Genomic DNA, 24,502 nt, shown 5'->3' on the forward strand with positions numbered 1-24,502 from the left:
GGTCCCATCCGTCCCCTGGTCGCAACACTCCTACGAGCACGCCCTCACGGCCGAGGACGGACCCCCGGGGAATCGTGGCAGATCGGACGACCCCGACATCCCGACTTCGGTTCCGCGCGGAGCGGCCCCGACCGGCCCCGGCCCGGAGCCGCCCACTCTACCGGGCCAGGAATCCGGAGGTCAGTGCTCCGCTGAGGAGTGGTCAGCGGACGGCTCCGCCGAAGTGACCAGTTCCGTGAGCACGCCGTGGCAGTCCTTGGGGTGGAGGAAGGTGATCCGGGAGCCCATGGAACCGATCCGCGGCTCGTCGTAGAGGACCCGGACGCCCTTGGAGCGGATGGCCTCGGCGTCCCCGTCGACGTCGGCCGTGCCGAAGGCGATGTGGTGCACGCCCTCGCCGTTCTTGGCGAGCCACTTGCCCACGGCGGAGTCCTCGCGGGTGGGCTCCAGGAGCTGGAGGTAGGAGGCCCCTCCGTCCGAGGTCCCGTTGATCTTGAGCATGGCCTCGCGGACGCCCTGCTCCTCGTTGACCTCGGAGTGGAAGACCTCGAAACCGTACGTGGCACGGTAGAACTCGACGGTCTTGTCCAGGTCGAAACAGGCGATCCCGATGTGGTCGATACGCGTCAGCATGGCTCCAGTGCACCCCTGCCGGGATGGTTACGCAACGTGCGCGCCGTCACACCGGCGGGCCGGTGACCGGGCGCCGCACCGCTCAGTACATTGGCGGTAAACCCTCGTTCACTCCTCATCCCAAGGGGCCGTGCCTCATGTCTGGAACGACCGGTACCACCTCAGTGATCGTCGCGGGCGCCCGCACGCCCATGGGTCGCCTCCTCGGCTCCCTCAAGTCCTTCTCGGGCGCCGACCTCGGCGGCTTCGCCATCAAGGCGGCCCTCGACCGGGCCGGCATCGGCGGCGACCAGGTGCAGTACGTGATCATGGGCCAGGTGCTCCAGGCGGGCGCCGGCCAGATCCCCGCCCGCCAGGCCGCCGTCAAGGCCGGCATCCCGATGAACGTCCCCGCGCTCACCATCAACAAGGTGTGCCTGTCGGGTCTCGACGCCATCGCGCTCGCCGACCAGCTGATCCGCGCCGGCGAGTTCGACGTCGTCGTCGCCGGTGGCCAGGAGTCCATGACCAACGCCCCGCACCTGCTGCCGAAGTCCCGCGAGGGCTTCAAGTACGGCGCGATCGAGATGCTGGACGCCATGGCGTACGACGGTCTCACCGACTCCTTCGAGGGCATCGCCATGGGCGAGTCCACGGAGAAGCACAACACCCGCCTGGGCATCCCGCGCGAGGTGCAGGACGAGATCGCCGCCCTGTCGCACCAGCGCGCCGCCGCCGCCCAGAAGAACGGCATCTTCGAGGCCGAGATCACCCCGGTCGAGATCCCGCAGCGCAAGGGCGAGCCGGTCGTCTTCTCCCAGGACGAGGGCATCCGCGCGGAGACCACCGTCGAGTCCCTCGGCAAGCTCCGCCCGGCCTTCGCCAAGGACGGCACCATCACCGCCGGCACCTCCTCGCAGATCTCCGACGGCGCCGCCGCCGTCGTCGTGATGAGCAAGGCGAAGGCCCAGGAGCTGGGCCTGGAGTGGATCGCCGAGATCGGCGCCCACGGCAACGTGGCCGGCCCGGACAACTCGCTCCAGTCGCAGCCGTCCAACGCGATCCTGCACGCCCTGAAGAAGGAGGGCCTGACCGTCGACGACCTCGACCTGATCGAGATCAACGAGGCCTTCGCCGCGGTCGCCCACCAGTCGATGAAGGACCTGGGCGTCACCCCCGAAAAGGTGAACGTCAACGGCGGCGCGATCGCCCTCGGCCACCCCATCGGCATGTCCGGCGCCCGCGTCGTGCTCCACCTCGCCCTGGAGCTCAAGCGGCGCGGCGGCGGCATCGGCGCGGCGGCCCTCTGCGGCGGCGGCGGCCAGGGCGACGCGCTGATCGTCCGCGTGTCCGGCAAGTAAGCGGCATCCGATCGAGGAGCAGCGCAGATGGTGGACGTCCCCGAACTCGTCGCCCAGGCACGAGAGGGCAGGCCGCGGGCCGTGGCCCGGCTGATCTCGCTCGTGGAGGGGGCGTCCCCGCAGCTGCGCGAGGTGATGGCGGCGCTCGCGCCGCTCACCGGCGGTGCGTACGTGGTGGGCCTGACCGGTTCGCCGGGCGTGGGCAAGTCCACGTCGACGTCCGCGCTGGTCTCCGCGTACCGCCGGGCCGGCAAGCGGGTCGGCGTGCTCGCCGTCGACCCGTCCTCGCCCTTCAGCGGGGGAGCGCTCCTCGGTGACCGGGTGCGGATGTCGGAGCACGCCTCCGACCCGGGCGTCTACATCCGTTCCATGGCGACCCGCGGCCACCTGGGCGGGCTCGCCTGGTCGGCCCCGCAGGCCATCCGCGTCCTGGACGCGGCCGGCTGCGAGGTGATCCTGGTGGAGACCGTCGGCGTCGGCCAGTCGGAGGTGGAGATCGCCTCCCAGGCCGACACCTCGGTGGTCCTGCTCGCCCCGGGCATGGGCGACGGGATCCAGGCCGCGAAGGCGGGCATCCTGGAGATCGGCGACGTGTACGTGGTGAACAAGGCCGACCGGGACGGCGCGGACGCCACCGCCCGGGAGCTCAACCACATGCTGGGCCTCGGCGAGGCGCGGGCGGCGGGCGACTGGCGGCCGCCGATCGTGAAGACGGTCGCGGCGCGCGGCGAGGGCGTCGACGAGGTCGTGGAGGCCCTGGAGAAGCACCGCGCCTGGATGGAGGAGCGCGGGGTCCTGGTGGAGCGCCGCCGGTCCCGCGCCGCGCGCGAGGTGGAGACCATCGCGGTCACGGCCCTGCGCGAGCGGATCGGCGACCTGCACGGCGACCGGCGCCTGGACGCCCTGGCCGAGCGGATCGTGGCGGGCGGCCTCGACCCGTACGCGGCCGCCGACGAGCTGGTCGCGGGCCTGACCGGGAACTGAGCTCCGGGACGTGCGGAAAGGGCCTCCCGGTCGTCCGGGAGGCCCTTTCCGCACGTGTCAGGTCACGGCTTGCCGCGGCGGCCGCGGAGCTGTTCGGCGATCGGCTTCAGGGACTCGTGGAGGTCGCCGAGGGCCTCGCCGGTGAGCTGGTCGATGAAGTGCTTGCGCACGGACTCGACGTGGTGCGGGGCGACCTTGCGCATGGTCTCCATGCCGTCGTCGGTGAGGACGGCGTAGAGCCCGCGGCGGTCGGACTCGCAGTTCTCGCGGCGTACGAGGCCGGCGTTCTCCATGCGGGTGATCTGGTGGGAGAGCCGGCTCTTCGACTGGAGGGTGGCGGCGGCGAGGTCGCTCATGCGCAGCCGCCGCTCCGCCGACTCCGAGAGGTTCACCAGGATCTCGTAGTCGTTCATCGTCAGGCCGAAGGGCTGGAGGTCCCGCTCCAGCTGGTACGTCAGCATTCTCTGGACGTCCAGGAACGTGCGCCAGGCGCACTGCTCGCCGTCGGTGAGCCAGGGGGTGGCCGTCTCGGTCTCCATATATGGATTCTACCTAAGAAGTTGAATACTTGACGAAGTATGGGAGTGTGACGCCGCGCACCACGTCCCGGGCGCCCCTGGCCCGGCGCGGCGCAGACGTTCGAGGGCGTGACACTCCGCAGACTACCGGCTACAGGCCGAAGCGACGCTGGAGGTCGCCGAGCTGGCCGGGAAGGCGCGGTACCGAGCCCAGCGGCCCCTGGCCGGAACCGGACGCCCCGTGACCCCCCGGAACACCCGCCTGCGCCGGCGGCGCGCCGGTCGCCCGCTCCTCCATCAGCAGCTCCGTCGACTGGAGCAGCACCGTACCCGCGCCGACGAACTCGAACTGGTGCTCCTCGCCCGAGGTCCCGCCGATGCCCGTCAGCGCGCGGACACCGCCCATCACGCCCGTCATGTAGCCGTGGTCGTAATGGTGACAGGGCGAGGGGCAGTCCGCCCAGCCGACGAGCGCCTGCGGGTCCACCCGCAGGGGCGGCTCCATGAAGACCACCGGACCGTTCGACGCGGCCACGAACTTGCCCGTGCCGATCAGCGTGACGAAGCCCGGCACGATCGACTGCTTCAGCGCCAGCGTCGGCTGGTAGGCCAGCAGGTTCCCGGAGCGGATCGTCAGATTGCCGTCGTCCAGGTCGTACGAGTTCACGTCGAAGGCCCGGTCCGCGAGCAGCATCTTCCCGCTGCCCTCGGCCACCACCCAGTCGCTCGCGTGCAGCGGCGAGTGGAAGGACGTCCGCACCAGCCGGTCCAGCCGGCCGTGCCCGATGCCGTTGAACTCGATCCGCCCGTAGTAGGCGATCATCTTCCCCTTCTGCAGGAACCACTGGGAGCCCTTCAGCTCCACGCAGAAGGTGTACGGATTGACGTTGTCGTCCGACGGAAGGGTCGTCGGGTCGTGGATCACCGGGGTGCTCACAGCTTCTCCTCCGAGGCCTGGACGTACACCACGCCGTTGCCGCTCAGCTCCAGCTGGAACGCCTCGCCGGAGCCGCGCCCCACCATGTCGCGCCAGCCCAGCGCCGTGGAGAGCTTGTTCCGCACGTCGCCACGGTGGGCCACGTACGCCTGCGGGTCCACGTGGACCGGGCGGGCCGGGGAGATCGGCAGCTCGATGACGCCGCCGTGCGCCATGACGGCCACCGAGCCGTGGCCCTTCAGGGTCGTGGTGAAGAGGCCCTGGCCGGTCACCTGGCCGCGGACCATGCCCATGACCCCGCCCTGCGAGCCCATGAACATCGTGCCCTGCTCCAGGGTCCCGTCGAAGGCGAGGAGCCGGTCGGCCTCGACGTACAGGGTGTCGCCCGCCAGCGCGATCACCTGGATGTGGTGACCGCCGTGCCCGAACATCACCGTGCCGTTGCCCTCGACGGTCATCAGCGGGGTCGCCTCGCCGGCCACCCGGCGGCCGATCATCGACATCAGGCCGCCCTGGCCGCCCGCCATGTTCGGCGTGAAAGTGACGTCGCCGCGGTACGCGAGCATCGCGCCGCGCTGGCTGAACATCCGCTGCCCGGGAATGACGGTCGCCTCGACCATCTTCGAGTTGATCTCGCGGAACGGCATCAGACGTCGCCCCCGATCGTGTTCCGCTCGCTCGGCTGGACGTACACGAGTCCGTCGCCCTCGAAGCGGATCTGGAAGGCCTCGCCGCCGCCCTCGCCCATCAGGGTGCGGAAGGTCACCCCGGACTGGAAGTGCTGCTGGAGGTTGCCCTGGTGGGCGATGTACGCGCCGGGGTCGACCTGGAGCGGGTACTGCGGTGTCACCCGCAGCACCACCGCCGGACCGTCCGACATGATCGCGGCCTGGCCGGTGCCCTCGACGGTCGTGGTGAAGAGCCCGTTGCCGGTCGCGCCGCCGCGCAGGCCCGTGAAGGTGGTGCCGGTGCGCAGCCCCGCGTCGGTGCAGAGCAGGTTGCTGGCCTCCACCCAGAGCTTGTCGCCGTGCAGGGAGACGAGATTGATCTCGGAAGCCCGGTCGGCGAACCAGCAGGTCCCCTGACCGCGTACCTCCATCACCTCCATCTGCTCACCCGTGAGCCGGCGGGTCACCATGCCGCGCAGGCCCTCACCGCCACCGCTCATCTTCTTGAACGCCATCTGGCCGTCGTAGGCGACCATCGAGCCGTTCTTCGCCTTGACGGCGTCACCGGTCATGGAGACGGCGAGCACTTTGCTGCCTTGGAGTCGGAACGTTGCCACCCCAGGAAGGTACTGGGCCCCCGGATAAAGAGACAGCAAAGTCGCCGTGCACAATGGACGGGCCCTTGTGCATCCGTTCACAAGATCGAACGAAGGTGACCCCCTCCGTGGACATCAAGACCGCTTCCTCCCTCCACCGGCTCCGGCTCGTCTCCGCTCCCGAGGCCGTCTCGTTCCTGCTCCTGCTGGTCTGCTCGGTGCTCAAGCGGACGACGGACTTCAACGCGGTGCCGGTCATGGGCGCGATCCACGGCGTGCTGTTCATCCTGTACGTCCTCTTCTGGCTGGACGCCTGGAACCGCACCAAGTGGAGCTTCGGGACCGCGGCCCTCTACTTCGCCCTCTCGGTGCTGCCCCTGGGCGGCTTCTACGCCGAGCGGAAGCTGAAGCGCGAGGCCGAGGACGCGGTCATCGCCTCCCGCGCGCGCCGCGAGGGCGTGGTGAACGCATGATCGTCGCGTTCTCCGTGACCCCCCTCGGAGTGGGGGAGGAGGTCGGCGAGTACGTCGCCGACGCCGTCCGGGTCGTCCGGGAGTCCGGGCTGCCGAACCGCACCGACGCCATGTTCACCTCCATCGAGGGCGAGTGGGACGAGGTGATGGACGTCGTGAAGCGCGCCGTCGCCGCCGTCGAGGCCCGCGCGCCGCGCGTCTCGGTGGTGATGAAGGCCGACATCCGGCCGGGCGTGACGGACGGCCTGACCGCGAAGGTCGAGGCGGTGGAGCGCCACCTCGGCGCCTGACGCCCCCGAACCGAGACAGCCCCCGGTCCTCCTCCGGACCGGGGGCTTTTCGCCGCCCTCCGGTTGAGCGACCGCTCAAAATCGGCTACCTTCGCTCGCGGGCAGTTTTGAGCAGTCGCTCAAAATGCCGGACGAGCAGGGGGAACACCCATGGGTCTCTACGTCGAGACGCGTGTGCGCGCGGACCTGGACACCATCTGGGAACGCACGCAGGAACCCGACCGGCACCAGCGGTGGGACCTGCGGTTCACGGAGATCGCGTACCTCCCGCGCGCCGAGGGCGAGCCCCGGCGCTTCCGCTACGCGACGCGCGTCCTGCCCTTCCTGGTCGTCGCCGGCACCGGTGTCTCCGCGGGGGAGCGCCACCGGGCCGGCGGCGACCGGGTCTCCGCCCTCCGCTTCGCCTCCCCGCACCCGCTCTCGCTCCTCGCCGAGGGCAGCGGGTACTGGAGGTACGTCCCCACCCCCGACGGCGTCCGCTTCCTCACCGGCTACGACTACCGGCCCCGCTGGGGCCGCCCCGGCCGGCTCGCCGACCGGCTCCTCTTCCGGCCCCTCATGGGTTGGGCCACCGCCTGGTCCTTCGACCGGCTGCGACTCTGGTGCGAGCGGGGCATCACCCCCGAACGCTCCCGCGACCGCTGGCTCCTCGAACTCGCCGCCCGGGCGCTGCTCGTGGCCGTCCCCTCCGTCCTGGCCGCCCCGCCGCTCGGTCTCGCCCCGCTCGCCGCCGTCCCGCTCACCGTCCTCGGACTCGCCGCCGCCGTCCTCGTGCCGCCCTCCCCGCACACCCCCGCGGCCCGCCGCTGTCTGCGCACCCCGCCCGCCCGCCACCGGGAGCCCCGGCTCCTCGCCACCCTGGAGCAGCCGTGACCTCGATCTTCCGCACCGCCATGGGCGACGCCGCGTTCGAGCGGCTGCACCCCGAACTCCAGCGGCGCTTCTCGGTCGGGCTCGCGAGCGGCGAGCTGTGCGTCGGGCGGGGCGTCATGGACCGGATCTGGCACGGCCGGGCCTTCGTGAAGCCCTTCCTCGCCCTCGGCGGACTGCGGAACATCCTGCTGCCCCGCACCGGCCGCGACGTCCCCTTCACCATCGAGAACGTGCCCTACGCCGATTCGTACGGACGGGAGACCGTCACCTTCGTCCGCACCTTCGCCCTGCCCGGCGGCCCCCTGCGCTTCGACGCCACCATGGTGCACAGCCCCGAGCGCGACTGCGTCCTCGACTACCTCGGCACCCACCAGCACCTCGCCAGCGACCTGCACCCGACCGCCGAACCCGACGGCTCGCTCCTCATCACCTCCGGCGAACACCGCTTCCGCGAGGGCCCCGTGGACGTGCGCGTCCCCGAGCTCCTGGCCGGCCGGGCCGAAGTGCGCGAGTCCTTCGACGAGCGCACCGGCCGCTTCCGCGTCGACGTCCGGGTCGTCAACCGCCGCTTCGGACCGCTCTTCGGCTACCACGGGTCCTTCACCGCCGCCTACGCCGACGTACGCTCCACCGGGGTGCGCGCGGGGCTGCGCCCGGTGCGCGAGGAGGTACGGGTGTGAGCGGACAGGTCGCGGCGGGCGCGAAGGCGCAGGACGCCAGGAGCCGGGAGACCCGGGAGAAGCTGCTCGACGGCGCCCTGCGCACCCTCGTCGAACAGGGCATCGCCAAGGCCTCCGCGCGCGCGATCGCGACCACCGCCGGGGTCAACCAGGCCCTGGTCTTCTACCACTTCGGCTCCGTGGACGAGCTGCTCTCCGCCGCCTGCCGGCACGGCGCCGAGCTGCGGGTGGCCCGCCACCGGGAGCGGCTCCGCTCCGTCGGCAGCCTCTCCGAGCTGCTCGCCTTCGGACGCGAGATGCACGCCGAGGAGCGGGACGCCGGCCACGTCGCCGTCCTCGGGCAGCTGCTCGCCGGCGCCCAGACCCACCCCCGGCTCGCCCCGGCCACCGCCGCCGGACTCGACCTGTGGATCGCCGAGATCGAGCAGGTGCTCGTCCGCGTCCTCGCGGGGACCCCGCTCGACGGGTTCACCGACCCCGCCGGGCTCGCCCGCGCGGTCGCCGCCTCCTTCGTCGGCCTCGAACTCTACGAAGGGGTCGATCCGGCGGGCGCGGAGGCCGCGCTCACCGCGCTCGAGCAGCTGGGCGCCCTGATGGCCGCGGTCGAGGAGCTCAACCCGGTGGCGCGCAGGGCCGTCACGTACGCCCTGCGGCACCGGCTGGAGTCCTGAGGCTCATCGCGGGTCCGGCTGCGACACCGCGATGCCCAGCGGGGTCCGCTCGTACAGCACCTGGTGGCCGTACCGCCGCGAGGTCAGCAGCCCCGCGTCCCGCAGCACCGCCAGGTGCGAGGAGACGGACGAGGGAGCCCGGCCGAGGAGGCGGGCGAGCGCCGTGGTGCCCATCGGCTCGGCCAGCGCGCACAGCACGTCCGCCCGCACCGGCCCGAGCAGCCGGGCGAGCGCCTCCGGGGTGCGGTCCCGGGGCTCCGACCACAGCCCGCCGATCCCGCGCGCCGGATAGACCACCGTCGGCTGCCACGGCGGGTCGAAGCCGCTCACCACGTCCGGCCAGGTGAACACCGACGGCATCAGCACGAGCCCCTGCCCGTCCAGCGGCCGGTCGTGCTCCCCGGGATAGTCCACCCGCAGCGTGGCCGTCTCCGCCGCCCAGTCGAAGGCCGGGTGCAGCTCGCCGAGCAGCCGCTCGAGGCCGCCCTCCGCGAGCCGCCGGGAGTGGTACGCCACGTCCGCCTCCAGGAGCGCGCGCAGCCGGGGCCACTCCGGGGCGATCAGCGCCTCCCACGCGGCCCGGAGCAGTTCCGCGAGCCGCAGCACCGCCCCGGCGGGGTCCGCGAGCAGCCGCCGCCCCTCGGCCGTCCCGGCCGCGCCCGGTGTCTCCGCGAGCGCCCGCCGGAAGTCGTCCAGGACCAGTGCCGGATCCGTCTCCCGTACGGCCGCGATCTCGTCCTCGAAGGAGGCGGCGGGGCCCAGCGGCGGGGGGTAGAGGAAGTCCGGGCTGTGTCCGCGCAGCGGCATCAGCAGCTGCAGCGGCCCGAGGTCGAGCTCCCGCGCGACGCCCGCGATCCGCCGCATCCACGGCAGGTGGTAGCCCTGCTTCGCGGGCCGCGCGAGCACCCGCACCGCGGAGTGCGTCTCCCAGAGCGGGGAGATCGCGAACCGGATCCGCAGCGGGTCGGCCTCGCCGAAGCGCAGGTGGTACGGCACGGGCCCTCCGGGGACGCGGCGGAACATTCGCCTGGAGCCGAAAGTCTAGGGCGCGGCCCCCGGGCCCGGCAGGCTGCCCCCATGCCCGAGAACGACACCCGGGCGCCCTCGGGGGCGCCCGCGCACACCCCTGCCCGCGCCGTCCCCACCGACACCCCGCCCACCACCCGAGCCACCCCCACCACCCCGCCTCCGGCCGCCGGCCCGGCCCCGGCAACCGGCTCGACCCCGGCAACCGGCCCCGCCTCGGCCGCTGCCCCGCCCCCGGCCGCCGGTGCCGGTCCGGGACCGGTCCATGGCCGACGCCCGGCGGGCGGCTCCGTCCCGGCGTCCGGCCCCGCCTTGGCTCCGGCCGTCCCGAGCGCCCCTGCTCCGGTCGGCGTCGAGCCCGGGACGGCCGCCGCCGCCGCCGGCGCCGGCGCCGGCCCCGCCCCGGTCTCGGTCCGCGCCGAGTCCGCCCCGGTCTCGGCCGCCGCGGGGCCCACGCCGGTCTCGGCCGCCGCCGCACCGGCCCCCGCACAACTCGCCGCGGCGTGCACCCCGGCCGCGCCCAGCGTCGCCGCGCCCGCCCGGACCGCCGCGCCCAGCGTCGCCGCGCCCGCCGCGCCCGCCCGGACCGCCGCGGCCGGTTCGGGCCGGGCCGGGGGTGCCGGGGCCGTCCGGCCCGGTACCGCGCCGGGCCGGGGCGCGGGGCCCGAGGCCGTACCCGGGGCCGGGTACCTCGCCGTCTTCGCCGTGCCCGAGTTCCGGTTCGTGTTCGTGGCGCACCTGTTCTCGTTGCTCGGGGTCGTCGTCAGTGAGCTCGCGCTCACCGTGCTCGTGTACGACCTGACGCGGTCACCGCTCCTCTCCTCCCTCACCTTCGCCCTCGGGTTCCTGCCCTACCTCCTCGGCGGCACCCTCCTCGCCGGACTCGCCGACCGGCTTCCGCCCCGCCGGATCCTCGTCGCCTGCGACCTCGTCTGCGCCGGCTGCGTCGCGCTCATGGTCGTGCCCGCCACCCCCGTCGCCGTGCTGCTCGTGCTGCGCTGCGCCGTCGCCGTCGTCTCGCCCGTCTTCAACGGCACCCGCATGGCGACCCTCGCCGACATCCTCGGCGAGGGCGACCTCTTCGTGCTCGGGCGCTCGCTGATGCGGATCGTGTCGCAGAGCGCGCTGCTCGCCGGCTTCGCCGCCGGCGGCGTCCTCCTCACCCTCGTCCCGCCGCGCGGCGCCCTCGCCGTCACCGCCGCCACGTTCCTCGTCTCCGCGCTGCTCCTGCGCCTCGGCACCGCCCGCCGCCCCGCCCGGGCGGCCGCGTCCACGGGCGGCCTCGCCGGCACCTTGGCGGTGCTGCGGAACCGGCGCGTGCGCGCCCTGATGCTGATGTTCTGGGTGCCGCCGCTCTTCGCCGTCGTCCCCGAGGCGCTCGCCGCCCCCTACGCCGACGAGATCGGCGTCTCCACCGCCGCCCTCGGCCTCCTGATGTGCGCGCTGCCCGTCGGCACCGTCGCGGGCGAGCTCTTCGCCGGATCGTTCCTCTCCGCCGGGACCCGCTCCCGGATCGTGCTGCCGCTCGCCGTCACCGGCGTCCTGCCGTACCTCCTGTACGCCCCCGAGCCGGGCGTCGCCCTCGCGGCCGTCGCCCTGTTCCTGGCCGGTGCCACCGGCGCGTACACCCTCGGCCTCGACGCCCGGTTCGTCGCCGCCGTCCCCGAGGAGCAGCGGGGGAGGGCCATGACCCTGATGACCGCGGGCATGATGACCGTGCAGGGCGTCGGCATGGCCGGGGCCGGGATCGCGGCCGAGTTCGCCCCCGTGCACACGGTCGTCGCGGGCACGGGCGTCCTCGGCACGGTCTGCCTCCTCGCCGCCGCCGCGGAGCTGCGGGCGACCGAAAGGCGAGACGGGGCTGACCGGCATATGACCAGTCGGTAAGGTCGATGCGTGCCGAAGCCGCTCAGTCTCCCCTTCGACCCCATCGCCCGAGCCGACGAACTCTGGCAGAAGCGCTGGGGCCCGGTCCCCTCGATGGCCGCGATCACCTCGATCATGCGCGCCCACCAGATCCTCCTCGCGGAGGTCGACGCGGTCGTCAAGCCGTACGGACTGACCTTCGCGCGGTACGAGGCCCTGGTCCTGCTCACCTTCTCCAAGGCGGGCGAGCTGCCGATGTCCAAGATCGGCGAACGGCTGATGGTCCACCCGACCTCGGTGACGAACACGGTGGACCGGCTGGTGAAGTCGGGGCTCGTCGCCAAGCGGCCCAACCCCAACGACGGCCGCGGCACCCTCGCCTCCATCACGGAGAAGGGCCGCGAGGTGGTCGAGGCCGCGACCCGCGACCTGATGGAGATGGACTTCGGCCTCGGCGCGTACGACGCCGAGGAGTGCGCGGAGATCTTCGCGATGCTGCGCCCGCTGCGGGTCGCGGCGCACGACTTCGACGAGGGCTGACCGCACCCCGACCCCCGCGAAGATCGCCCGGAACGTGCCGTTACGCTCGACGGCATGAAATCCAGCGTGCTGACCCGCTACCGCGTCATGGCCTACGTGACCGCCGTGATGCTCCTCATCCTGTGCGCGTGCATGGTCGCCAAGTACGGCTTCGGCGTCGGCGAGGACCTGACCTTCGCGGTCTCCCAGCTCCACGGTGTCCTCTACATCATCTACCTGGTCTTCGCCTTCGACCTGGGCTCCAAGGCGAAGTGGCCGTTCGGCAAGCTCCTCTGGGTCCTGGTGAGCGGCACCATCCCCACCGCCGCCTTCTTCGTCGAGCGCAAGATCGTCGCCGAGACGCTCCCGCTGGTCAGCGGCGCGCAGGCGCAGCCGGTCAAGGCCTGACCCCCGCCCCCGTACGTCCGTGCGGGGGTTTGCCGTCGACATTTACTAGGACGTCCTAGTAAATTCGAAGGATGGACGCTGACGCCATCGAGGAGGGCCGCCGCCGCTGGCAGGCCCGCTACGACAAGGCCCGCAAGCGGCAGGCGGACTTCAGCACGCTCTCCGGCGACCCCGTCGAGCCGGTCTACGGCCCCCGGCCCGGCGACACCTACGAGGGGTTCGAGCGCATCGGCTGGCCCGGCGAGTACCCCTTCACCCGCGGTCTGCACCCGACCGGCTACCGGGGCCGGACCTGGACCATCCGCCAGTTCGCCGGCTTCGGCAACGCCGAGCAGACCAACGAGCGGTACAGGATGATCCTGGCCGCCGGCGGCGGCGGGCTCTCCGTCGCCTTCGACATGCCGACCCTCATGGGCCGCGACTCCGACGACCCCCGCTCCCTCGGCGAGGTCGGCCACTGCGGCGTCGCCGTCGACTCCGCCGCCGACATGGAGGTCCTCTTCAAGGACATCCCGCTCGGGGACGTCACGACGTCCATGACGATCTCCGGCCCCGCCGTCCCGGTCTTCTGCATGTACCTGGTCGCCGCCGAGCGCCAGGGCGTCGACCCGGCCGTGCTCAACGGCACGCTGCAGACCGACATCTTCAAGGAGTACATCGCACAGAAGGAGTGGCTCTTCCGGCCCGAGCCGCACCTGCGCCTGATCGGCGACCTGATGGAGCACTGCGCGGCGCACATCCCCGCGTACAAGCCGCTCTCGGTCTCCGGCTACCACATCCGCGAGGCCGGGGCGACGGCCGCGCAGGAGCTGGCGTACACCCTCGCCGACGGTTTCGGCTACGTCGAACTCGGCCTCTCCCGCGGCCTCGACGTCGACGTCTTCGCGCCCGGCCTCTCCTTCTTCTTCGACGCGCACCTCGACTTCTTCGAGGAGATCGCCAAGTTCCGCGCCGCCCGCCGGATCTGGGCCCGCTGGATGAAGGAGGTCTACGGCGCCAGGACCGACAAGGCCCAGTGGCTCCGCTTCCACACCCAGACCGCCGGCGTCTCCCTCACCGCCCAGCAGCCGTACAACAACGTCGTGCGGACCGCGGTCGAGGCGCTCGCGGCCGTCCTCGGCGGCACCAACTCCCTCCACACCAACGCCCTCGACGAGACCCTCGCGCTTCCCAGCGAGCAGGCCGCCGAGATCGCGCTGCGCACCCAGCAGGTGCTGATGGAGGAGACCGGCGTCGCCAACGTCGCCGACCCACTGGGCGGTTCCTGGTACGTCGAGCAGCTCACCGACCGAATCGAGGCCGACGCCGAGAAGATCTTCGAGCGGATCGAGGAGCGCGGTCTGCGCGCCCATCCGGACGGCAGGCACCCGATCGGCCCGATCACCTCCGGCATCCTGCGCGGCATCGAGGACGGCTGGTTCACCGGCGAGATCGCCGACTCCGCCTTCCGGTACCAGCGGTCCCTGGAGAAGGGCGAGAAGCGGGTCGTCGGCGTCAACGTCCACCACGGCTCGGTCACCGGCGACCTGGAGATCCTGCGGGTCGGCCACGAGGTCGAGCGGGAGCAGGTCCGGGTCCTCGGTGAGCGCAAGGGGCGGCGTGACGACGCCCGGGTCCGCACCTCGCTCGACGCGATGCTCACGGCGGCCCGGGACGGGGCGAACATGATCCCCCCGATGCTGGAGGCCGTCCGCGCCGAGGCCACGCTCGGCGAGATCTGCGACGCCCTGCGCGAGGAGTGGGGGGTCTACACGGAGCCCCCGGGCTTCTGATGCCCCGCCGGATCCCGCCCCTTCAGCCGGTGGCCGCCGCCGCGCCCAGGCCGCCCACCAGGAGCGCGGAGAGGCGGGCCACCCAAGGGGCGTCCACCGGTTCGGCGCTGACCAGGGCGCGGTGCACGACCGCGCCCGCGATGACGTCGAAGATCAGGTCGTCGGTGGCGTCCGCGGCCATCGGGTCGCGGCCCGCCGGGAGTTCGCCGCGCCGCTGGGCCCGCTCGCGGCCCGCCAGGACCAGCCGCTTCTGGCGGTCGACTATCGAGGCGCGGATGCGCTCGCGGAGCGGCTCGTCCCGGGTCGACTCGGCCACCACGGCCATGAGGGCCGTCTTCGTCTCGGGCCGTTCGAGGAGGGCCGCGAACTGCAGCACCACGTGTTCGATGTCGGCCTGGAGGGAACCCAGGTCGGGGAGTTCGAGTTCGTCGAAGAGGACGGCGACGGCGTCCACCACGAGCTCGTTCTTGTTGGCCCAGCGGCGGTAGAGGGTCGTCTTCGCGACCCCGGCGCGGCCGGCCACGTCCCCCATCGTGAGCTTGGACCAGCCCAGCTCGACCAGGGCCGCGCGGGTCGCCTCCAGGATGGCCGTGTCGGCCTCGGTGGAGCGGGGGCGCCCGGTGCGGCTGCCGCGGGGGTTGGTGCGCTTACACATGGAAAGCGACCATACCCGCCGGTAGGTATACCGCCAGAGGTCGGTGATGTGAGGCAGTTCACCGTGCGGATCCCGCCTCCGCCCTCCCGCCGGATCCTTCCCCGGAGTTACGCTACGACCTGTAGCGAAAGGCATTGAGCGGCCTGAGCGACAACCGCAGTGCCGGATGGGGATCCGGCGCGACAGAAGGTGCCGGGTGGGGACCCGGTGCCACCGAAGACGAAGAACCGTGTCGTCCACGCGTCTCGCACACCGGCGGGAGATGCGCGGACGGCGCGGTTCAGCCATGGCTTACCGGTTACGCGCGCGGAAGGGGGAGGATGTATCCATGCAGCCCCGAAACATGTCCATGAGCGGCGTCGTCGACCTCGCCGCGGTGAAGGCGGCCGGAGAGGCCAAGGCGAAGGCGGAGCAGGTGCGCGCCGAAGCCGCCCGGCAGGGTGGTTCCGCCGCCGTGCCCCCCTCGGCCCTGGTGATCGACGTCGACGAGGCCGGCTTCGAGCGCGATGTGCTCCAGCGCTCGGCCGAGGTTCCGGTCGTCCTCGACTTCTGGGCCGAGTGGTGTGAGCCGTGCAAGCAGCTCGGCCCCCTCCTGGAGCGCCTCGCCGTCGAGTACAACGGCCGCTTCCTGCTCGCGAAGATCGACGTCGACGCCAACCAGATGCTGATGCAGCAGTTCGGCATCCAGGGAATTCCGGCCGTTTTCGCGGTGGTCGCCGGTCAGGCGCTGCCGCTCTTCCAGGGCGCGGTGCCCGAGGCGCAGATCCGGGAGACCCTCGACCAGCTGATCCAGGTCGGCGAGGAGCGCTTCGGCCTCACCGGCATCGTCGTGGACGCGGACGCCAACGCCTCGGCCCCCGCGGCGCGGCGGCCCGGTCCGTACGACGCCCTCCTGGAGGCGGCCATGTCCGCGCTCGACGCGGGCGACCTGGCGGGCGCCGTCCAGGCGTACAAGAACGTGCTCGCCGACGACCCGGTCCACCCGGAGGCCAAGCTCGGCCTGGCGCAGGCCGAACTCCTCGCCCGGGTGCAGGACCTCGACCCGGCCGCCGTCCGCAAGAGCGCGGCGGACGATCCGGCCGACGTCACCGCGCAGATCGCCGCCGCCGACCTGGATCTGGTGGGCGGCCACGTGCAGGACGCCTTCGGGCGGCTCGTGGAGACCGTGCGCCGCACGGTGGGCGAGGACCGGAACGCGGCGCGGCTGCGCCTCCTGGAGCTGTTCGAGGTGATCGGCGCCGACGATCCCCGTGTGACGGCCGCCCGGCAGGCCCTCGCCCGGGTGCTTTTCTGAGGCGTTCCCGGCCCGCTCGCGGGCGCCGGATCGTCTGACGATTTGGCAGCAGCGTGACAAAACGCGGCCGCGCTTTACCAAAACTTGGTAATCGCGGCCGCTGTTACTTGCAGTAAATCGAACCCGGCGTTCTGTCCGGATTCATGTAGCGATCTCCTGACATTCCCCGTCGTTCGAACGCACCCAGCGTGCCCGTTCGGCCCCGGGCCGCCATGACGTGGTTATCCACCCGTTACTAGCCAGTAACGAACCCCCTTGTGCGGGGGCCCGGAATGGACCACGATCGGCGACGCTCGGTCCGAACCGCACCGCCCCGGCAACCAACCGGGAACGCGGCGAGGGTCCCCACCGAGTGGACCGGTGTTCCGGCACCGGTCGTGGACAGGGGGGTTCCCGATCTCACCGAACGGGGCCTGTCCAATCAGGTCGCGCTCGAAGGCGTGACCCATGGTTGTCGCTCGGGGGTGATCGCCGGTGATTCGGACGCGCATCGCGCCGCCTGATGCCTCGGCGCTCTCCTTCCCGAGGACGTAGCTCTTCTCCCATCCCAGGGCGGCCCCCCGGGCCCCTCCGGAGATGTACGTCCGAGAAGGAGGAATTCTCATGAAGTCCCAGGTTCGTGGCGGGACCAGATGGAAGCGGTTCGCCGTCGTCATGGTCCCGAGCGTGGCCGCGACGGCCGCGATCGGTGTCGGCCTCGCCCAGGGCGCGCTCGCCGCGTCCTTCAGCATCTCCGGCCAGGAATTCAAGGTTAAGGCCAACAGCCTCGTCGGTACGGACTTCGTCCAGTACGGCAGCGTGGACGCGGGCAAGGACCTCGAGGGCAAGGACTTCGCCGCCCCTGTGGCCGTGTCCGGCTTCTCCGAGGCCTGGATCACCAACATGTGCCAGTCGGTCGTCACGCCGAAGGTGCCGTTCATCGGTGACGTCACCCTCCGCCTGGAGGCCGGCACCGAGGCCGCCAAGACCGGCAAGGACGAGGACAAGGTCTACGCGAAGGGCATCTACCTCGATGTCTCCGAGCTCAAGGCCGACGCCGAGTTCAGCAACATCGACATCGGCGTCGCGGCCGGTGCCCTCCCGAAGTCGCAGGGCAAGCCGGGCATCCAGCCCAACACCAAGGCCAACCCGTACGGCTTCGGCCAGCGCGCCGAGCAGGCGACCCTGAGCAACGTGCAGCAGAAGGCCTGGGCCACCACGGCCGGCACCTTCAAGCTGCCCGACCTGCACCTGTCGCTGCACCGCGGCACGGACGCCGAGTGCTACTAGGACCGGCCGGTCCCTGAGGACCATCCGTCCGGAGGGTGGGGCCGTCGCGTGCGGTCCCACCCGCCAGGTTCCTTCTTCATCTTTCTCAGCAACACCGCTTCCAGGGAGCTGTTCCATGAGCGCCGAGATCCCCGCCTCCCGCGAAGTCCCCGAAAAGGAGAACCGGTTCAAGGTCTGGAGGCAGACCCGGCCCTTCTGGGCGGGACTGTTCACCATGATCGGCGGCGTACCGATCGCCTACCTGCCGTACGGGGACATGCGGCTCGGCAACGTCACGCTCGCCATGCAGACGACCGCCGGAGCCGGCGCGCTGATCATCGGCGTCCTGCTGATCACGCTCGGTCTGACGATGTGGTTCCAGCCCGTCGTCCGGGTCTTCGCGGGCATCGCGTCGATCGTCCTGGCACTCGTCTCCATCCCGGTGTCGAACTTCGGCGGCCTCGTCATCGGATTCCTGTTCGCCCTCGTCGGAGGCGGCATGTCCGCCGCCTGGGCGCCCGCGCCCCCGGTCGAGGAGACCCAGGACGCAGAGCACGACGGTCGGCCGGAGGCCTCGGACGAGGCCGGCGCGGAGCCCGCGACGGAGGTCGTGCCCGCGGCCCTGGTCCCGGAGCAGCGCGAGGCGGAGCAGCAGGCGACCGAAACGACGATCGACGCCAACGGCGGGAGGAACAGTGCGGGGTGACGAGACTCAGTCGGCGCTCGCGAAGGAGGGCCCGCGGCACGCGGCCCCGCGCAAGTCGCTGCTGAACAGGATCCAGGGACCCGCGGGGAAGGCGATGGCCCTGGCGGCCATGCCGACCGCGGTGTTCGTGGGGATGGGCCTCACGCCCAGGCTCGCCCTCGCCGACGACAAGGACGTCCCCTTCGCTCCCGGTCCCTGCGTGACGCGCTCGGACGAGCCGGCGCCGGAGGCGACGGACACCGCGACGCCGAAGGAGAGCACGAAGCCCACCGCCACGGCCAAGCCGACGGACACCCCCTCGGCCACCGCCACGCCCTCCGCCACCGCGACGCCGACCTCGGCCCCGACGCCCGCCGCGACGCAGACCGGACAGACCGCCGTGCCGCAGACGCAGGGAGGCGCGACGACCGCCCCCGCGCCCGCCGCGACCTCCACGGCCACCCCCTCGCCGACGCAGTCCAGGAACCCGCTGGACCCGCTGGGCGTGGGCGACGCCCTCAAGGACCTCTTCGACGGCCCCGACCAGGAGCCGACGGCCACGGCCACGGCCACGGCCACGGCGGCGCCGACCACGGCCGCGCCCGAGCAGACCGGGGCCCCCGCCGACGAGCCGCCGGCGACCGGGGAGCCGTCCACGACCGCCACCACGGCCCCGAAGCCGAAGACGGACGCGGCCACGGAGGAGACGAGGACGGCGATCGAGAAGGCCGCCGGCGAGGCGGGCGTGAAGGTCGAGGAGCTCCCGGAGGGCGCCAAGGGCCTCGACGTCACGAAGGACACGGACATACCCGACGGGGCCAAGCCCCGCTTCCCGTGCCCCGAGTACGACGCGCAGGCGCTCGCCGACGCCGAGCTGGAGCCCGGCATCCCGCTGCTGCCGGACGAGCCGTGGCGCCTGGAGAGCACCAAGCTCACGCTGCACGGCCTGAAGTACCACGGCATCGTCGAGGTGAAGACCGGCAGCGGCAAGATCAAGAAGGTGCTGAAGTTCACCGCGTCCGGGGTGGAGATCAGGGACCTGCACCAGCTGACGGAGCACTCCGAGGGCCGGACGGCGCACGTCCGGTCCACCCCCGGCAAGGAGTCGACCATCACCGACGGCACGGTGACGATGTACACGGAGGAGCTGAAGGGCAACCTCATCGGCCTCATCCCGATCACCTTCAGCCCCGAGGCCCCGCCGCCGCTGAACCTCCCGGAGGTCTTCTTCACCAACGTGAAGCTCAAGCAGGCGGGCCAGTTCGGCGGCACCCTCCGCATCCCGGGCCTCCGCAACACGATCGAGCCGAGCTGATCCCCCACACGATCGAGCCGAGCCGATCCCCGTACCACTCCGGGAGCCGCACACGACGAGGCCCCCGTCCGCACCGGACGGGGGCCTCGTCGTGCGTCGGGCGCGTCAGGCGTGCTCGCCGCCGCCCAGGTGGTGGACGCGGACCATGTTGGTCGTGCCGGGGACGCCGGGGGGCGAGCCGGCGGTGATGACCATGGTGTCGCCCGCGTTGTGGCGCTGGAGCTTGAGGAGCTCGGCGTCCACGAGGTCGACCATGGCGTCCGTGTTGTCCACGAACGGGACGAGGAAGGACTCCACGCCCCAGCTCAGGGTGAGCTGGTTGCGGGTGCCCTCGTCCGTCGTGAAGGCGAGGATCGGCTGCTGCGTGCGGTAGCGCGAGAGGCGGCGCGCGGTGTCGCCGGACTGCGTGAAGGCGATCAGCGCCTTGCCGTCGAGGAAGTCCGCGATCTCGCAGGCCGCGCGGGCGACGGAGCCGCCCTGGGTGCGCGGCTTCTTGCCCGGGACCAGGGGCTGGAGGCCCTTGGAGAGGAGCTCCTCCTCGGCCGCGGCGACGATCTTCGACATCGTCTTCACGGTCTCGATCGGGTACGCGCCGACCGAGGACTCGGCCGAGAGCATGACCGCGTCGGCGCCGTCCAGGATCGCGTTGGCGACGTCGCTCGCCTCGGCGCGGGTCGGCCGGGAGTTGGTGATCATCGACTCCATCATCTGGGTGGCGACGATGACCGGCTTGGCGTTGCGGCGGCACATCTCCACGAGGCGCTTCTGCACCATCGGGACCTTCTCCAGCGGGTACTCCACCGCGAGGTCGCCGCGGGCCACCATGACGGCGTCGAAGGCGGCGACGACGTCCGCCATGTTCTCGACCGCCTGCGGCTTCTCCACCTTGGCGATGACGGGGACCCGGCGGCCCTCCTCGTCCATCACCTTGTGGACGTCCTTGACGTCGTTGGCGTCGCGGACGAAGGACAGGGCGACCATGTCGCAGCCCATCCGCAGCGCGAAGCGCAGGTCGTCGACGTCCTTCTCCGACAGCGCGGGCACGTTGACCGCCGCGCCGGGCAGGTTGATGCCCTTGTGGTCGGAGATGACGCCGCCCTCGACGACGATGGTCTTGACCCGGGGGCCGTCGACCTCGACGACGCGCAGCTCGACGTTGCCGTCGTTGATCAGGACCTGGTCGCCCTTGGAGACGTCGCCCGGCAGACCCTTGTAGGTGGTGCCGCAGATCGACTTGTCGCCCGGGACGTCCTCGGTGGTGATGGTGAACTCGTCACCGCGCACCAGCTCGACCGGTCCCTCCGCGAAGGTCTCCAGACGGATCTTGGGGCCCTGGAGGTCGGCGAGGACGCCGACGGCGCGCCCGGTGTCCGCGGAGACCTGCCGGACGCGGTCGTACCGCTCCTGGTGCTCCGCCTGGGACCCGTGGCTGAAGTTGAATCGGGCCACGTTCATACCGGCCTCGATGAGAGCCTTCAGCTGCTCATACGAGTCGACGGCGGGGCCCAGCGTGCAGACGATTTTGGAACGGCGCATGAGGCGGATCCTATCGGTTTGTTTCACTGCGGAATATTCCGTCTGGCGGAAAGTACAAATGGGCGCGGGCCCGCTCAGGCGTTCACTCGTTCGAGCTCGCCCCTTCCAGAACGAGCGCGTAGCTCTGGCGCGCGATCTCCAGCTCCTCGTCCGTCGGCACCACCGCGACCGCCACCCGCGCGTACACCGGCGAGATGATCCGGGCCTCGTCGGAACGCACGGAGTTCAGGTCCGCGTCCACCGCGAGCCCCAGCTCCTCCAGGCCCGCGATCGCAGCCTCCCGCACCGGCGCCGCGTTCTCGCCGACCCCCGCCGTGAACGCCACCGCGTCCACCCGGCCGAGCACCGCGTAGTACGCCCCGATGTACTTCTTGAGCCGGTGGACGTAGATGTCGAAGGCGAGCGCCGCCCGCTCGTCGCCCTCGTCGATCCGCCGGCGGATCTCCCGCATGTCGTTGTCGCCGCAGAGCCCCACGAGACCCGACCTCTTGTTCAGCAGCACGTCGATCTCGTCCGCCGACATCCCCGCCACCCGCTTCAGGTGGAAGGTCACCGCCGGGTCGATGTCGCCCGAGCGGGTGCCCATGACGAGGCCCTCCAGGGGCGTCAGACCCATCGAGGTGTCCACGCAGCGGCCGCCCCGCACCGCCGACGCCGAGGCGCCGTTCCCCAGGTGCAGCACGATCACGTTCACCTCCTCCGGCTCCTTGCCGAGCAGCCGCGCCGTCTCCCGCGAGACGTACGCGTGCGAGGTGCCGTGGAAGCCGTACCGGCGGATCCGGTGCGCGTCGGCGGTCTCCACGTCGATCGCGTACCGCGCCGCCGACTCCGGCATCGTCGTGTGGAAGGCGGTGTCGAAGACCGCCACCTGCGGCAGGTCCGGACGCATCGCCATCGCCGTACGGATGCCGACGAGGTTCGCCGGATTGTGCAGCGGCGCCACCGGCACGAGCCGCTCGATCTCCGCGAGCACCTCGTCGTCGATCACCGTCGGCTCCGTGAACCGCAGCCCGCCGTGCACCACCCGGTGGCCGATCGCCGCCAGCTCGGGGGAGTCGAGGCCCAGACCGTCCGTCGCCAGCTCCTCGGCGACCGCCTTCAGCGCGGCCGCGTGATCCGCGATCGGCCCGCTCCTCTCCCGCTTCCCGCCGCCCCGGAGCGGGGTGTGCACGATCCGCGAGGTCTCCTCGCCGATCCGCTCCACCAGCCCCTGCGCCAGGCGGCTGTCGTCACGCATGTCGAGCAGCTGGTACTTCACCGACGAGGAGCCGGAGTTGAGGACCAGCACGCGGGAGGGAGGGGTCGTGGACGCGTTCGCGGGGGTGGCGGTCATGCCGGGAGCTCCTGGGACTGGGACTGGATCGCCGTGATGGCGACCGTGTTGACGATGTCGCTGACGAGCGCGCCGCGCGAGAGGTCGTTCACGGGCTTGCGCAGACCCTGGAGCACCGGGCCGACGGCCACGGCGCCGGCCGAACGCTGCACGGCCTTGTAGGTGTTGTTGCCCGTGTTGAGGTCCGGGAAGATCAGCACGGTCGCCTGACCGGCGACCTCCGAACCCGGCAGCTTGGTCGCCGCGACCGACGGCTCGACGGCCGCGTCGTACTGGATCGGGCCCTCGATCCGCAGCTCCGGATGCGCCTCCCGGACCAGCTTCGTCGCCTCCCGCACCTTGTCCACGTCCGCGCCGGAGCCCGACGTGCCCGTGGAGTACGAGAGCATCGCGATCCGCGGCTCCACCCCGAAGCGGGCCGCGGTCGCCGCCGACTGGGCGGCGATGTCCGCCAGCTGCTCGGCGTTCGGGGCGGGGTTGACCGCGCAGTCGCCGTACACGAGCACCTTGTCGGCGAGGCACATGAAGAACACCGAGGAGACGATCGACGCGTCCGGCTTCGTCTTGATGATCTCGAACGCGGGCCGGATCGTCGCCGCCGTGGAGTGCACCGACCCCGACACCATGCCGTCGGCGAGACCCTCCTGCACCATCAGGGTGCCGAAGTAGTTCACGTCCGAGACGACGTCGTACGCCAGCTCGACGGTGACGCCCTTGTGGGCCCGCAGCGCCGCGTACTTCTCGGCGAAGGAGTCCCGCAGCTCCGAGGTCTGCGGGTCGATCAGCTGCGTGTCGCCCAGGTTCACGCTCAGGTCGGCGGCCTTCTTGCGGATGGCCTCGACGTCGCCGAGCAGCGTCAGGTCGCAGACGTCACGGCGGACCAGCACGTCCGCCGCGCGCAGCACCCGCTCCTCGGTGCCCTCCGGCAGCACCACCCGGCGCCGGTCGGTCCGGGCCTGTTCGAGCAGCTCGTGCTCGAACATCATCGGGGTGACCCGGCCGCTGCGCGCGACCGAGATCCGCTTGAGGAGGTCGGCGGTGTCCACGTGCCGCTCGAAGAGGCCGAGGGCGGTCTCCGCCTTGCGCGGGGTCGCCGCGTTCAGCTTGCCCTCCAGCGCGAACAGCTCGGCGGCGGTCGGGAAGCTGTTGCCGGGCACGGAGATCACCGGCGTGCCGGGCGCGAGGCGGGCCGCCAGGGTCAGGATCTCGTCGTCGGGCCGCTCGTTCAGCGTGAGCAGCACACCGGCGATCGGCGGGGTGCCGGCCGAGTGCGCGGCGAGCGCGCCGACGACCAGGTCGGCCCGGTCCCCGGGAGTGACGACGAGACAGCCCGGCGTCAGCGCCTTGAGGAAGTTCGGCAGCATCGCGCCGCCGAAGACGAAGTCGAGCGCGTCCCGCGCCAGCCCCGCGTCGTCGCCGAGGACGACGGAGGCGCCCAGCGCGTGGGTGATCTGGGCGACCGTGGGCGCGGCGAGCGCCGGCTCGTCGGGCAGCACGTAGCAGGGGACCGGCAGCCGGGCCGCGAGCCGCTCGGCGATGGCCCCGCGGTCCTCGCCGGAGACCCGGTTGACGACCATCGCGAGCACGTCGCAGCCGAGCCCGTCGTACGCCCGGAAGGCGTTGCGCGCCTCGGCCCGCACGGACTCGGCGGGCTGGCCCTTGCCGCCGACCACCGGGATGACGGAGGCGCCGAACTCGTTGGCGAGGCGCGCGTTGAGCGCGAGCTCGTCGGGGAGCTGGGTGGCGGCGAAGTCGGTGCCGAGGACGAGGACGACCTCGTAGTCGCGGGCGACGGCGTGGAAGCGGTCGACGAGCCGGGAGACCAGCTCGTCGGTGCCCCGCTCGGCCTGGAGCGCGGAGGCCTCGTGATAGTCCATGCCGTAGACCGACGACGGGTCCTGCGAGAGCCGGTAGCGGGCGCGCAGCAGATCGAAGAGCCGGTCGGGACGGTGGTGCACCAGCGGACGGAACACCCCCACCCGGTCCACCTGGCGGGTGAGGAGCTCCATGACTCCCAGCTCGACGACCTGGCGGCCGTCACCGCGGTCGATCCCGGTCACGTACACGCTGCGCGTCACGCCGTGGTCTCCTGTCCAGTCCTGCGGAAGGGCCGAGCGGTGCCCTCGAGGCACCGGTCCGCGGCCCGTGGGTCAATCGACAGTGCTCAGAAAGCCCCGATAGG

The 24,502-nt window shown here is 72.0% G+C and carries 25 protein-coding genes; 15 read left to right on the plus strand and 10 right to left on the minus strand.

Features of this window, described 5'->3' with window-relative positions; translation table 11 throughout:
* Nucleotides 1-180: 180 nt before the first annotated feature.
* Nucleotides 181-633, minus strand: a complete 453-nt coding sequence (gene mce / locus K7G60_RS02925; protein ID WP_225799181.1) for a methylmalonyl-CoA epimerase — start codon at nucleotides 631-633, stop codon at nucleotides 181-183.
* A 137-nt stretch (nucleotides 634-770) separates the two neighbouring features.
* Between mce and K7G60_RS02930 the strand changes: the two genes are divergently transcribed.
* Together K7G60_RS02930 and meaB are read left to right on the plus strand one after the other, a co-directional pair.
* Nucleotides 771-1,973, plus strand: a complete 1,203-nt coding sequence (locus K7G60_RS02930) for an acetyl-CoA C-acetyltransferase (protein ID WP_225799182.1) — start codon at nucleotides 771-773, stop codon at nucleotides 1,971-1,973.
* A gap of 27 nt (nucleotides 1,974-2,000) precedes the next feature.
* A complete protein-coding gene (meaB, locus tag K7G60_RS02935) occupies nucleotides 2,001-2,957 on the plus strand; it encodes a methylmalonyl Co-A mutase-associated GTPase MeaB (protein WP_225799183.1) in 957 nt (318 codons plus the stop codon).
* 62 nt (nucleotides 2,958-3,019) lie between these two features.
* Here the strand turns inward: meaB and K7G60_RS02940 are convergent, their stop codons facing one another.
* From K7G60_RS02940 to K7G60_RS02955, 4 genes are all read right to left on the minus strand, one after another.
* Complete coding sequence (locus tag K7G60_RS02940) at nucleotides 3,020-3,496, minus strand: MarR family winged helix-turn-helix transcriptional regulator (protein ID WP_225799184.1); 477 nt, start codon at nucleotides 3,494-3,496, stop codon at nucleotides 3,020-3,022.
* Between the two features lie 130 nt (nucleotides 3,497-3,626).
* Nucleotides 3,627-4,412, minus strand: coding sequence for an AIM24 family protein (locus K7G60_RS02945; protein ID WP_225799185.1), 786 nt, complete (start codon nucleotides 4,410-4,412; stop codon nucleotides 3,627-3,629).
* Complete coding sequence (locus K7G60_RS02950; protein WP_225799186.1) at nucleotides 4,409-5,059, minus strand: AIM24 family protein; 651 nt, start codon at nucleotides 5,057-5,059, stop codon at nucleotides 4,409-4,411. Before K7G60_RS02950 ends, K7G60_RS02945 begins: the two co-directional genes overlap by 4 nt.
* Complete coding sequence (locus K7G60_RS02955) at nucleotides 5,059-5,697, minus strand: AIM24 family protein (protein ID WP_041662875.1); 639 nt, start codon at nucleotides 5,695-5,697, stop codon at nucleotides 5,059-5,061. Before K7G60_RS02955 ends, K7G60_RS02950 begins: the two co-directional genes overlap by 1 nt.
* A gap of 107 nt (nucleotides 5,698-5,804) precedes the next feature.
* On the opposite strand from K7G60_RS02955, the gene K7G60_RS02960 reads away from it, so the two are divergent.
* The 5 genes from K7G60_RS02960 to K7G60_RS02980 all read left to right on the plus strand — a co-directional run bounded on the left by K7G60_RS02960 (nucleotide 5,805) and on the right by K7G60_RS02980 (nucleotide 8,663).
* Nucleotides 5,805-6,149 carry a DUF3817 domain-containing protein gene (locus tag K7G60_RS02960; protein WP_225799187.1) on the plus strand — a complete coding sequence of 115 codons (345 nt, stop codon included), beginning with the start codon at nucleotides 5,805-5,807 and terminating at the stop codon, nucleotides 6,147-6,149.
* Nucleotides 6,146-6,439, plus strand: a complete 294-nt coding sequence (locus K7G60_RS02965; protein WP_225799188.1) for an MTH1187 family thiamine-binding protein — start codon at nucleotides 6,146-6,148, stop codon at nucleotides 6,437-6,439. The genes K7G60_RS02960 and K7G60_RS02965 overlap by 4 nt, the downstream gene beginning before the upstream one ends.
* Before the next feature lie 150 nt (nucleotides 6,440-6,589).
* Nucleotides 6,590-7,312, plus strand: coding sequence for a hypothetical protein (locus tag K7G60_RS02970; RefSeq protein WP_225799189.1), 723 nt, complete (start codon nucleotides 6,590-6,592; stop codon nucleotides 7,310-7,312).
* Nucleotides 7,309-7,992, plus strand: coding sequence for a DUF4166 domain-containing protein (locus K7G60_RS02975; RefSeq protein WP_225799190.1), 684 nt, complete (start codon nucleotides 7,309-7,311; stop codon nucleotides 7,990-7,992). Before K7G60_RS02970 ends, K7G60_RS02975 begins: the two co-directional genes overlap by 4 nt.
* Nucleotides 7,989-8,663, plus strand: a complete 675-nt coding sequence (locus K7G60_RS02980; RefSeq protein ID WP_225799191.1) for a TetR/AcrR family transcriptional regulator — start codon at nucleotides 7,989-7,991, stop codon at nucleotides 8,661-8,663. Before K7G60_RS02975 ends, K7G60_RS02980 begins: the two co-directional genes overlap by 4 nt.
* Nucleotides 8,664-8,666: 3 nt before the next feature.
* On the opposite strand, the gene K7G60_RS02985 is transcribed toward K7G60_RS02980, so the two are convergent.
* Nucleotides 8,667-9,659, minus strand: a complete 993-nt coding sequence (locus K7G60_RS02985; protein WP_225799192.1) for a DUF5937 family protein — start codon at nucleotides 9,657-9,659, stop codon at nucleotides 8,667-8,669.
* Between the two features lie 81 nt (nucleotides 9,660-9,740).
* Here K7G60_RS02985 and K7G60_RS39340 point away from each other — a divergent pair, with 81 nt between their 5' ends.
* The 4 genes from K7G60_RS39340 to K7G60_RS03005 all read left to right on the plus strand — a co-directional run bounded on the left by K7G60_RS39340 (nucleotide 9,741) and on the right by K7G60_RS03005 (nucleotide 14,254).
* A complete protein-coding gene (locus K7G60_RS39340) occupies nucleotides 9,741-11,576 on the plus strand; it encodes an MFS transporter (RefSeq protein WP_374115570.1) in 1,836 nt (611 codons plus the stop codon).
* Nucleotides 11,577-11,585: 9 nt separating this feature from the next.
* Nucleotides 11,586-12,095, plus strand: a complete 510-nt coding sequence (locus K7G60_RS02995) for a MarR family winged helix-turn-helix transcriptional regulator (RefSeq protein ID WP_123455446.1) — start codon at nucleotides 11,586-11,588, stop codon at nucleotides 12,093-12,095.
* A 54-nt stretch (nucleotides 12,096-12,149) separates the two neighbouring features.
* Complete coding sequence (locus tag K7G60_RS03000) at nucleotides 12,150-12,482, plus strand: DUF3817 domain-containing protein (protein WP_225799193.1); 333 nt, start codon at nucleotides 12,150-12,152, stop codon at nucleotides 12,480-12,482.
* Nucleotides 12,483-12,553: 71 nt separating this feature from the next.
* The gene (locus tag K7G60_RS03005) at nucleotides 12,554-14,254 is read left to right on the plus strand and encodes a methylmalonyl-CoA mutase (RefSeq protein WP_225799194.1); all 1,701 of its coding nucleotides are present in this window, start codon (nucleotides 12,554-12,556) and stop codon (nucleotides 14,252-14,254) included.
* A gap of 22 nt (nucleotides 14,255-14,276) precedes the next feature.
* Here K7G60_RS03005 and K7G60_RS03010 read toward each other — a convergent pair whose 3' ends face one another.
* The gene (locus K7G60_RS03010) at nucleotides 14,277-14,909 is read right to left on the minus strand and encodes a TetR/AcrR family transcriptional regulator (RefSeq protein ID WP_225799195.1); all 633 of its coding nucleotides are present in this window, start codon (nucleotides 14,907-14,909) and stop codon (nucleotides 14,277-14,279) included.
* Nucleotides 14,910-15,237: 328 nt separating this feature from the next.
* Between K7G60_RS03010 and K7G60_RS03015 the strand changes: the two genes are divergently transcribed.
* From K7G60_RS03015 to K7G60_RS03030, 4 genes are all read left to right on the plus strand, one after another.
* Complete coding sequence (locus K7G60_RS03015) at nucleotides 15,238-16,203, plus strand: tetratricopeptide repeat protein (RefSeq protein WP_225799196.1); 966 nt, start codon at nucleotides 15,238-15,240, stop codon at nucleotides 16,201-16,203.
* A 603-nt stretch (nucleotides 16,204-16,806) separates the two neighbouring features.
* Complete coding sequence (locus K7G60_RS03020; RefSeq protein WP_225799197.1) at nucleotides 16,807-17,472, plus strand: DUF6230 family protein; 666 nt, start codon at nucleotides 16,807-16,809, stop codon at nucleotides 17,470-17,472.
* A 115-nt stretch (nucleotides 17,473-17,587) separates the two neighbouring features.
* Nucleotides 17,588-18,157 (plus strand): DUF6114 domain-containing protein, encoded by a 570-nt coding sequence (locus K7G60_RS03025; protein ID WP_225799198.1) that lies wholly within the window; start codon nucleotides 17,588-17,590, stop codon nucleotides 18,155-18,157.
* Nucleotides 18,147-19,451, plus strand: coding sequence for a hypothetical protein (locus tag K7G60_RS03030; RefSeq protein ID WP_225799199.1), 1,305 nt, complete (start codon nucleotides 18,147-18,149; stop codon nucleotides 19,449-19,451). Before K7G60_RS03025 ends, K7G60_RS03030 begins: the two co-directional genes overlap by 11 nt.
* A gap of 105 nt (nucleotides 19,452-19,556) precedes the next feature.
* Here the strand turns inward: K7G60_RS03030 and pyk are convergent, their stop codons facing one another.
* The 3 genes from pyk to pta all read right to left on the minus strand — a co-directional run bounded on the left by pyk (nucleotide 19,557) and on the right by pta (nucleotide 24,398).
* On the minus strand, nucleotides 19,557-20,987 hold the full coding sequence (gene pyk, locus K7G60_RS03035; RefSeq protein ID WP_225799200.1) for a pyruvate kinase: 1,431 nt from the start codon (nucleotides 20,985-20,987) through the stop codon (nucleotides 19,557-19,559).
* 82 nt (nucleotides 20,988-21,069) lie between these two features.
* Nucleotides 21,070-22,320: an acetate kinase gene (locus K7G60_RS03040; RefSeq protein WP_225799201.1), complete on the minus strand. Its 1,251-nt coding sequence runs from the start codon at nucleotides 22,318-22,320 to the stop codon at nucleotides 21,070-21,072.
* Complete coding sequence (gene pta / locus K7G60_RS03045) at nucleotides 22,317-24,398, minus strand: phosphate acetyltransferase (protein WP_225799202.1); 2,082 nt, start codon at nucleotides 24,396-24,398, stop codon at nucleotides 22,317-22,319. The genes K7G60_RS03040 and pta overlap by 4 nt, the downstream gene beginning before the upstream one ends.
* Nucleotides 24,399-24,502 lie beyond the last annotated feature (104 nt).

The organism is Streptomyces sp. NK15101, from assembly GCF_020400725.1.
In the GTDB taxonomy this organism is placed as follows: domain Bacteria; phylum Actinomycetota; class Actinomycetes; order Streptomycetales; family Streptomycetaceae; genus Streptomyces.

Coding starts and splice junctions, on each gene's coding strand:
- K7G60_RS03025 (WP_225799198.1), top strand. CDS start 17,588: ATGAGCGCCGAGATCCCCGCCTCCCGCGAAGTCCCCGAAAAGGAGAAC.
- K7G60_RS02950 (WP_225799186.1), bottom strand. CDS start 5,059: ATGCCGTTCCGCGAGATCAACTCGAAGATGGTCGAGGCGACCGTCATT.
- K7G60_RS02930 (WP_225799182.1), top strand. CDS start 771: ATGTCTGGAACGACCGGTACCACCTCAGTGATCGTCGCGGGCGCCCGC.
- K7G60_RS02970 (WP_225799189.1), top strand. CDS start 6,590: ATGGGTCTCTACGTCGAGACGCGTGTGCGCGCGGACCTGGACACCATC.
- K7G60_RS02940 (WP_225799184.1), bottom strand. CDS start 3,496: ATGGAGACCGAGACGGCCACCCCCTGGCTCACCGACGGCGAGCAGTGC.
- meaB (WP_225799183.1), top strand. CDS start 2,001: ATGGTGGACGTCCCCGAACTCGTCGCCCAGGCACGAGAGGGCAGGCCG.
- K7G60_RS03000 (WP_225799193.1), top strand. CDS start 12,150: ATGAAATCCAGCGTGCTGACCCGCTACCGCGTCATGGCCTACGTGACC.
- K7G60_RS03015 (WP_225799196.1), top strand. CDS start 15,238: ATGCAGCCCCGAAACATGTCCATGAGCGGCGTCGTCGACCTCGCCGCG.
- K7G60_RS03040 (WP_225799201.1), bottom strand. CDS start 22,320: ATGACCGCCACCCCCGCGAACGCGTCCACGACCCCTCCCTCCCGCGTG.
- K7G60_RS39340 (WP_374115570.1), top strand. CDS start 9,741: ATGCCCGAGAACGACACCCGGGCGCCCTCGGGGGCGCCCGCGCACACC.
- K7G60_RS03010 (WP_225799195.1), bottom strand. CDS start 14,909: ATGTGTAAGCGCACCAACCCCCGCGGCAGCCGCACCGGGCGCCCCCGC.
- K7G60_RS03005 (WP_225799194.1), top strand. CDS start 12,554: ATGGACGCTGACGCCATCGAGGAGGGCCGCCGCCGCTGGCAGGCCCGC.
- mce (WP_225799181.1), bottom strand. CDS start 633: ATGCTGACGCGTATCGACCACATCGGGATCGCCTGTTTCGACCTGGAC.
- pyk (WP_225799200.1), bottom strand. CDS start 20,987: ATGCGCCGTTCCAAAATCGTCTGCACGCTGGGCCCCGCCGTCGACTCG.
- K7G60_RS02965 (WP_225799188.1), top strand. CDS start 6,146: ATGATCGTCGCGTTCTCCGTGACCCCCCTCGGAGTGGGGGAGGAGGTC.
- K7G60_RS03020 (WP_225799197.1), top strand. CDS start 16,807: ATGAAGTCCCAGGTTCGTGGCGGGACCAGATGGAAGCGGTTCGCCGTC.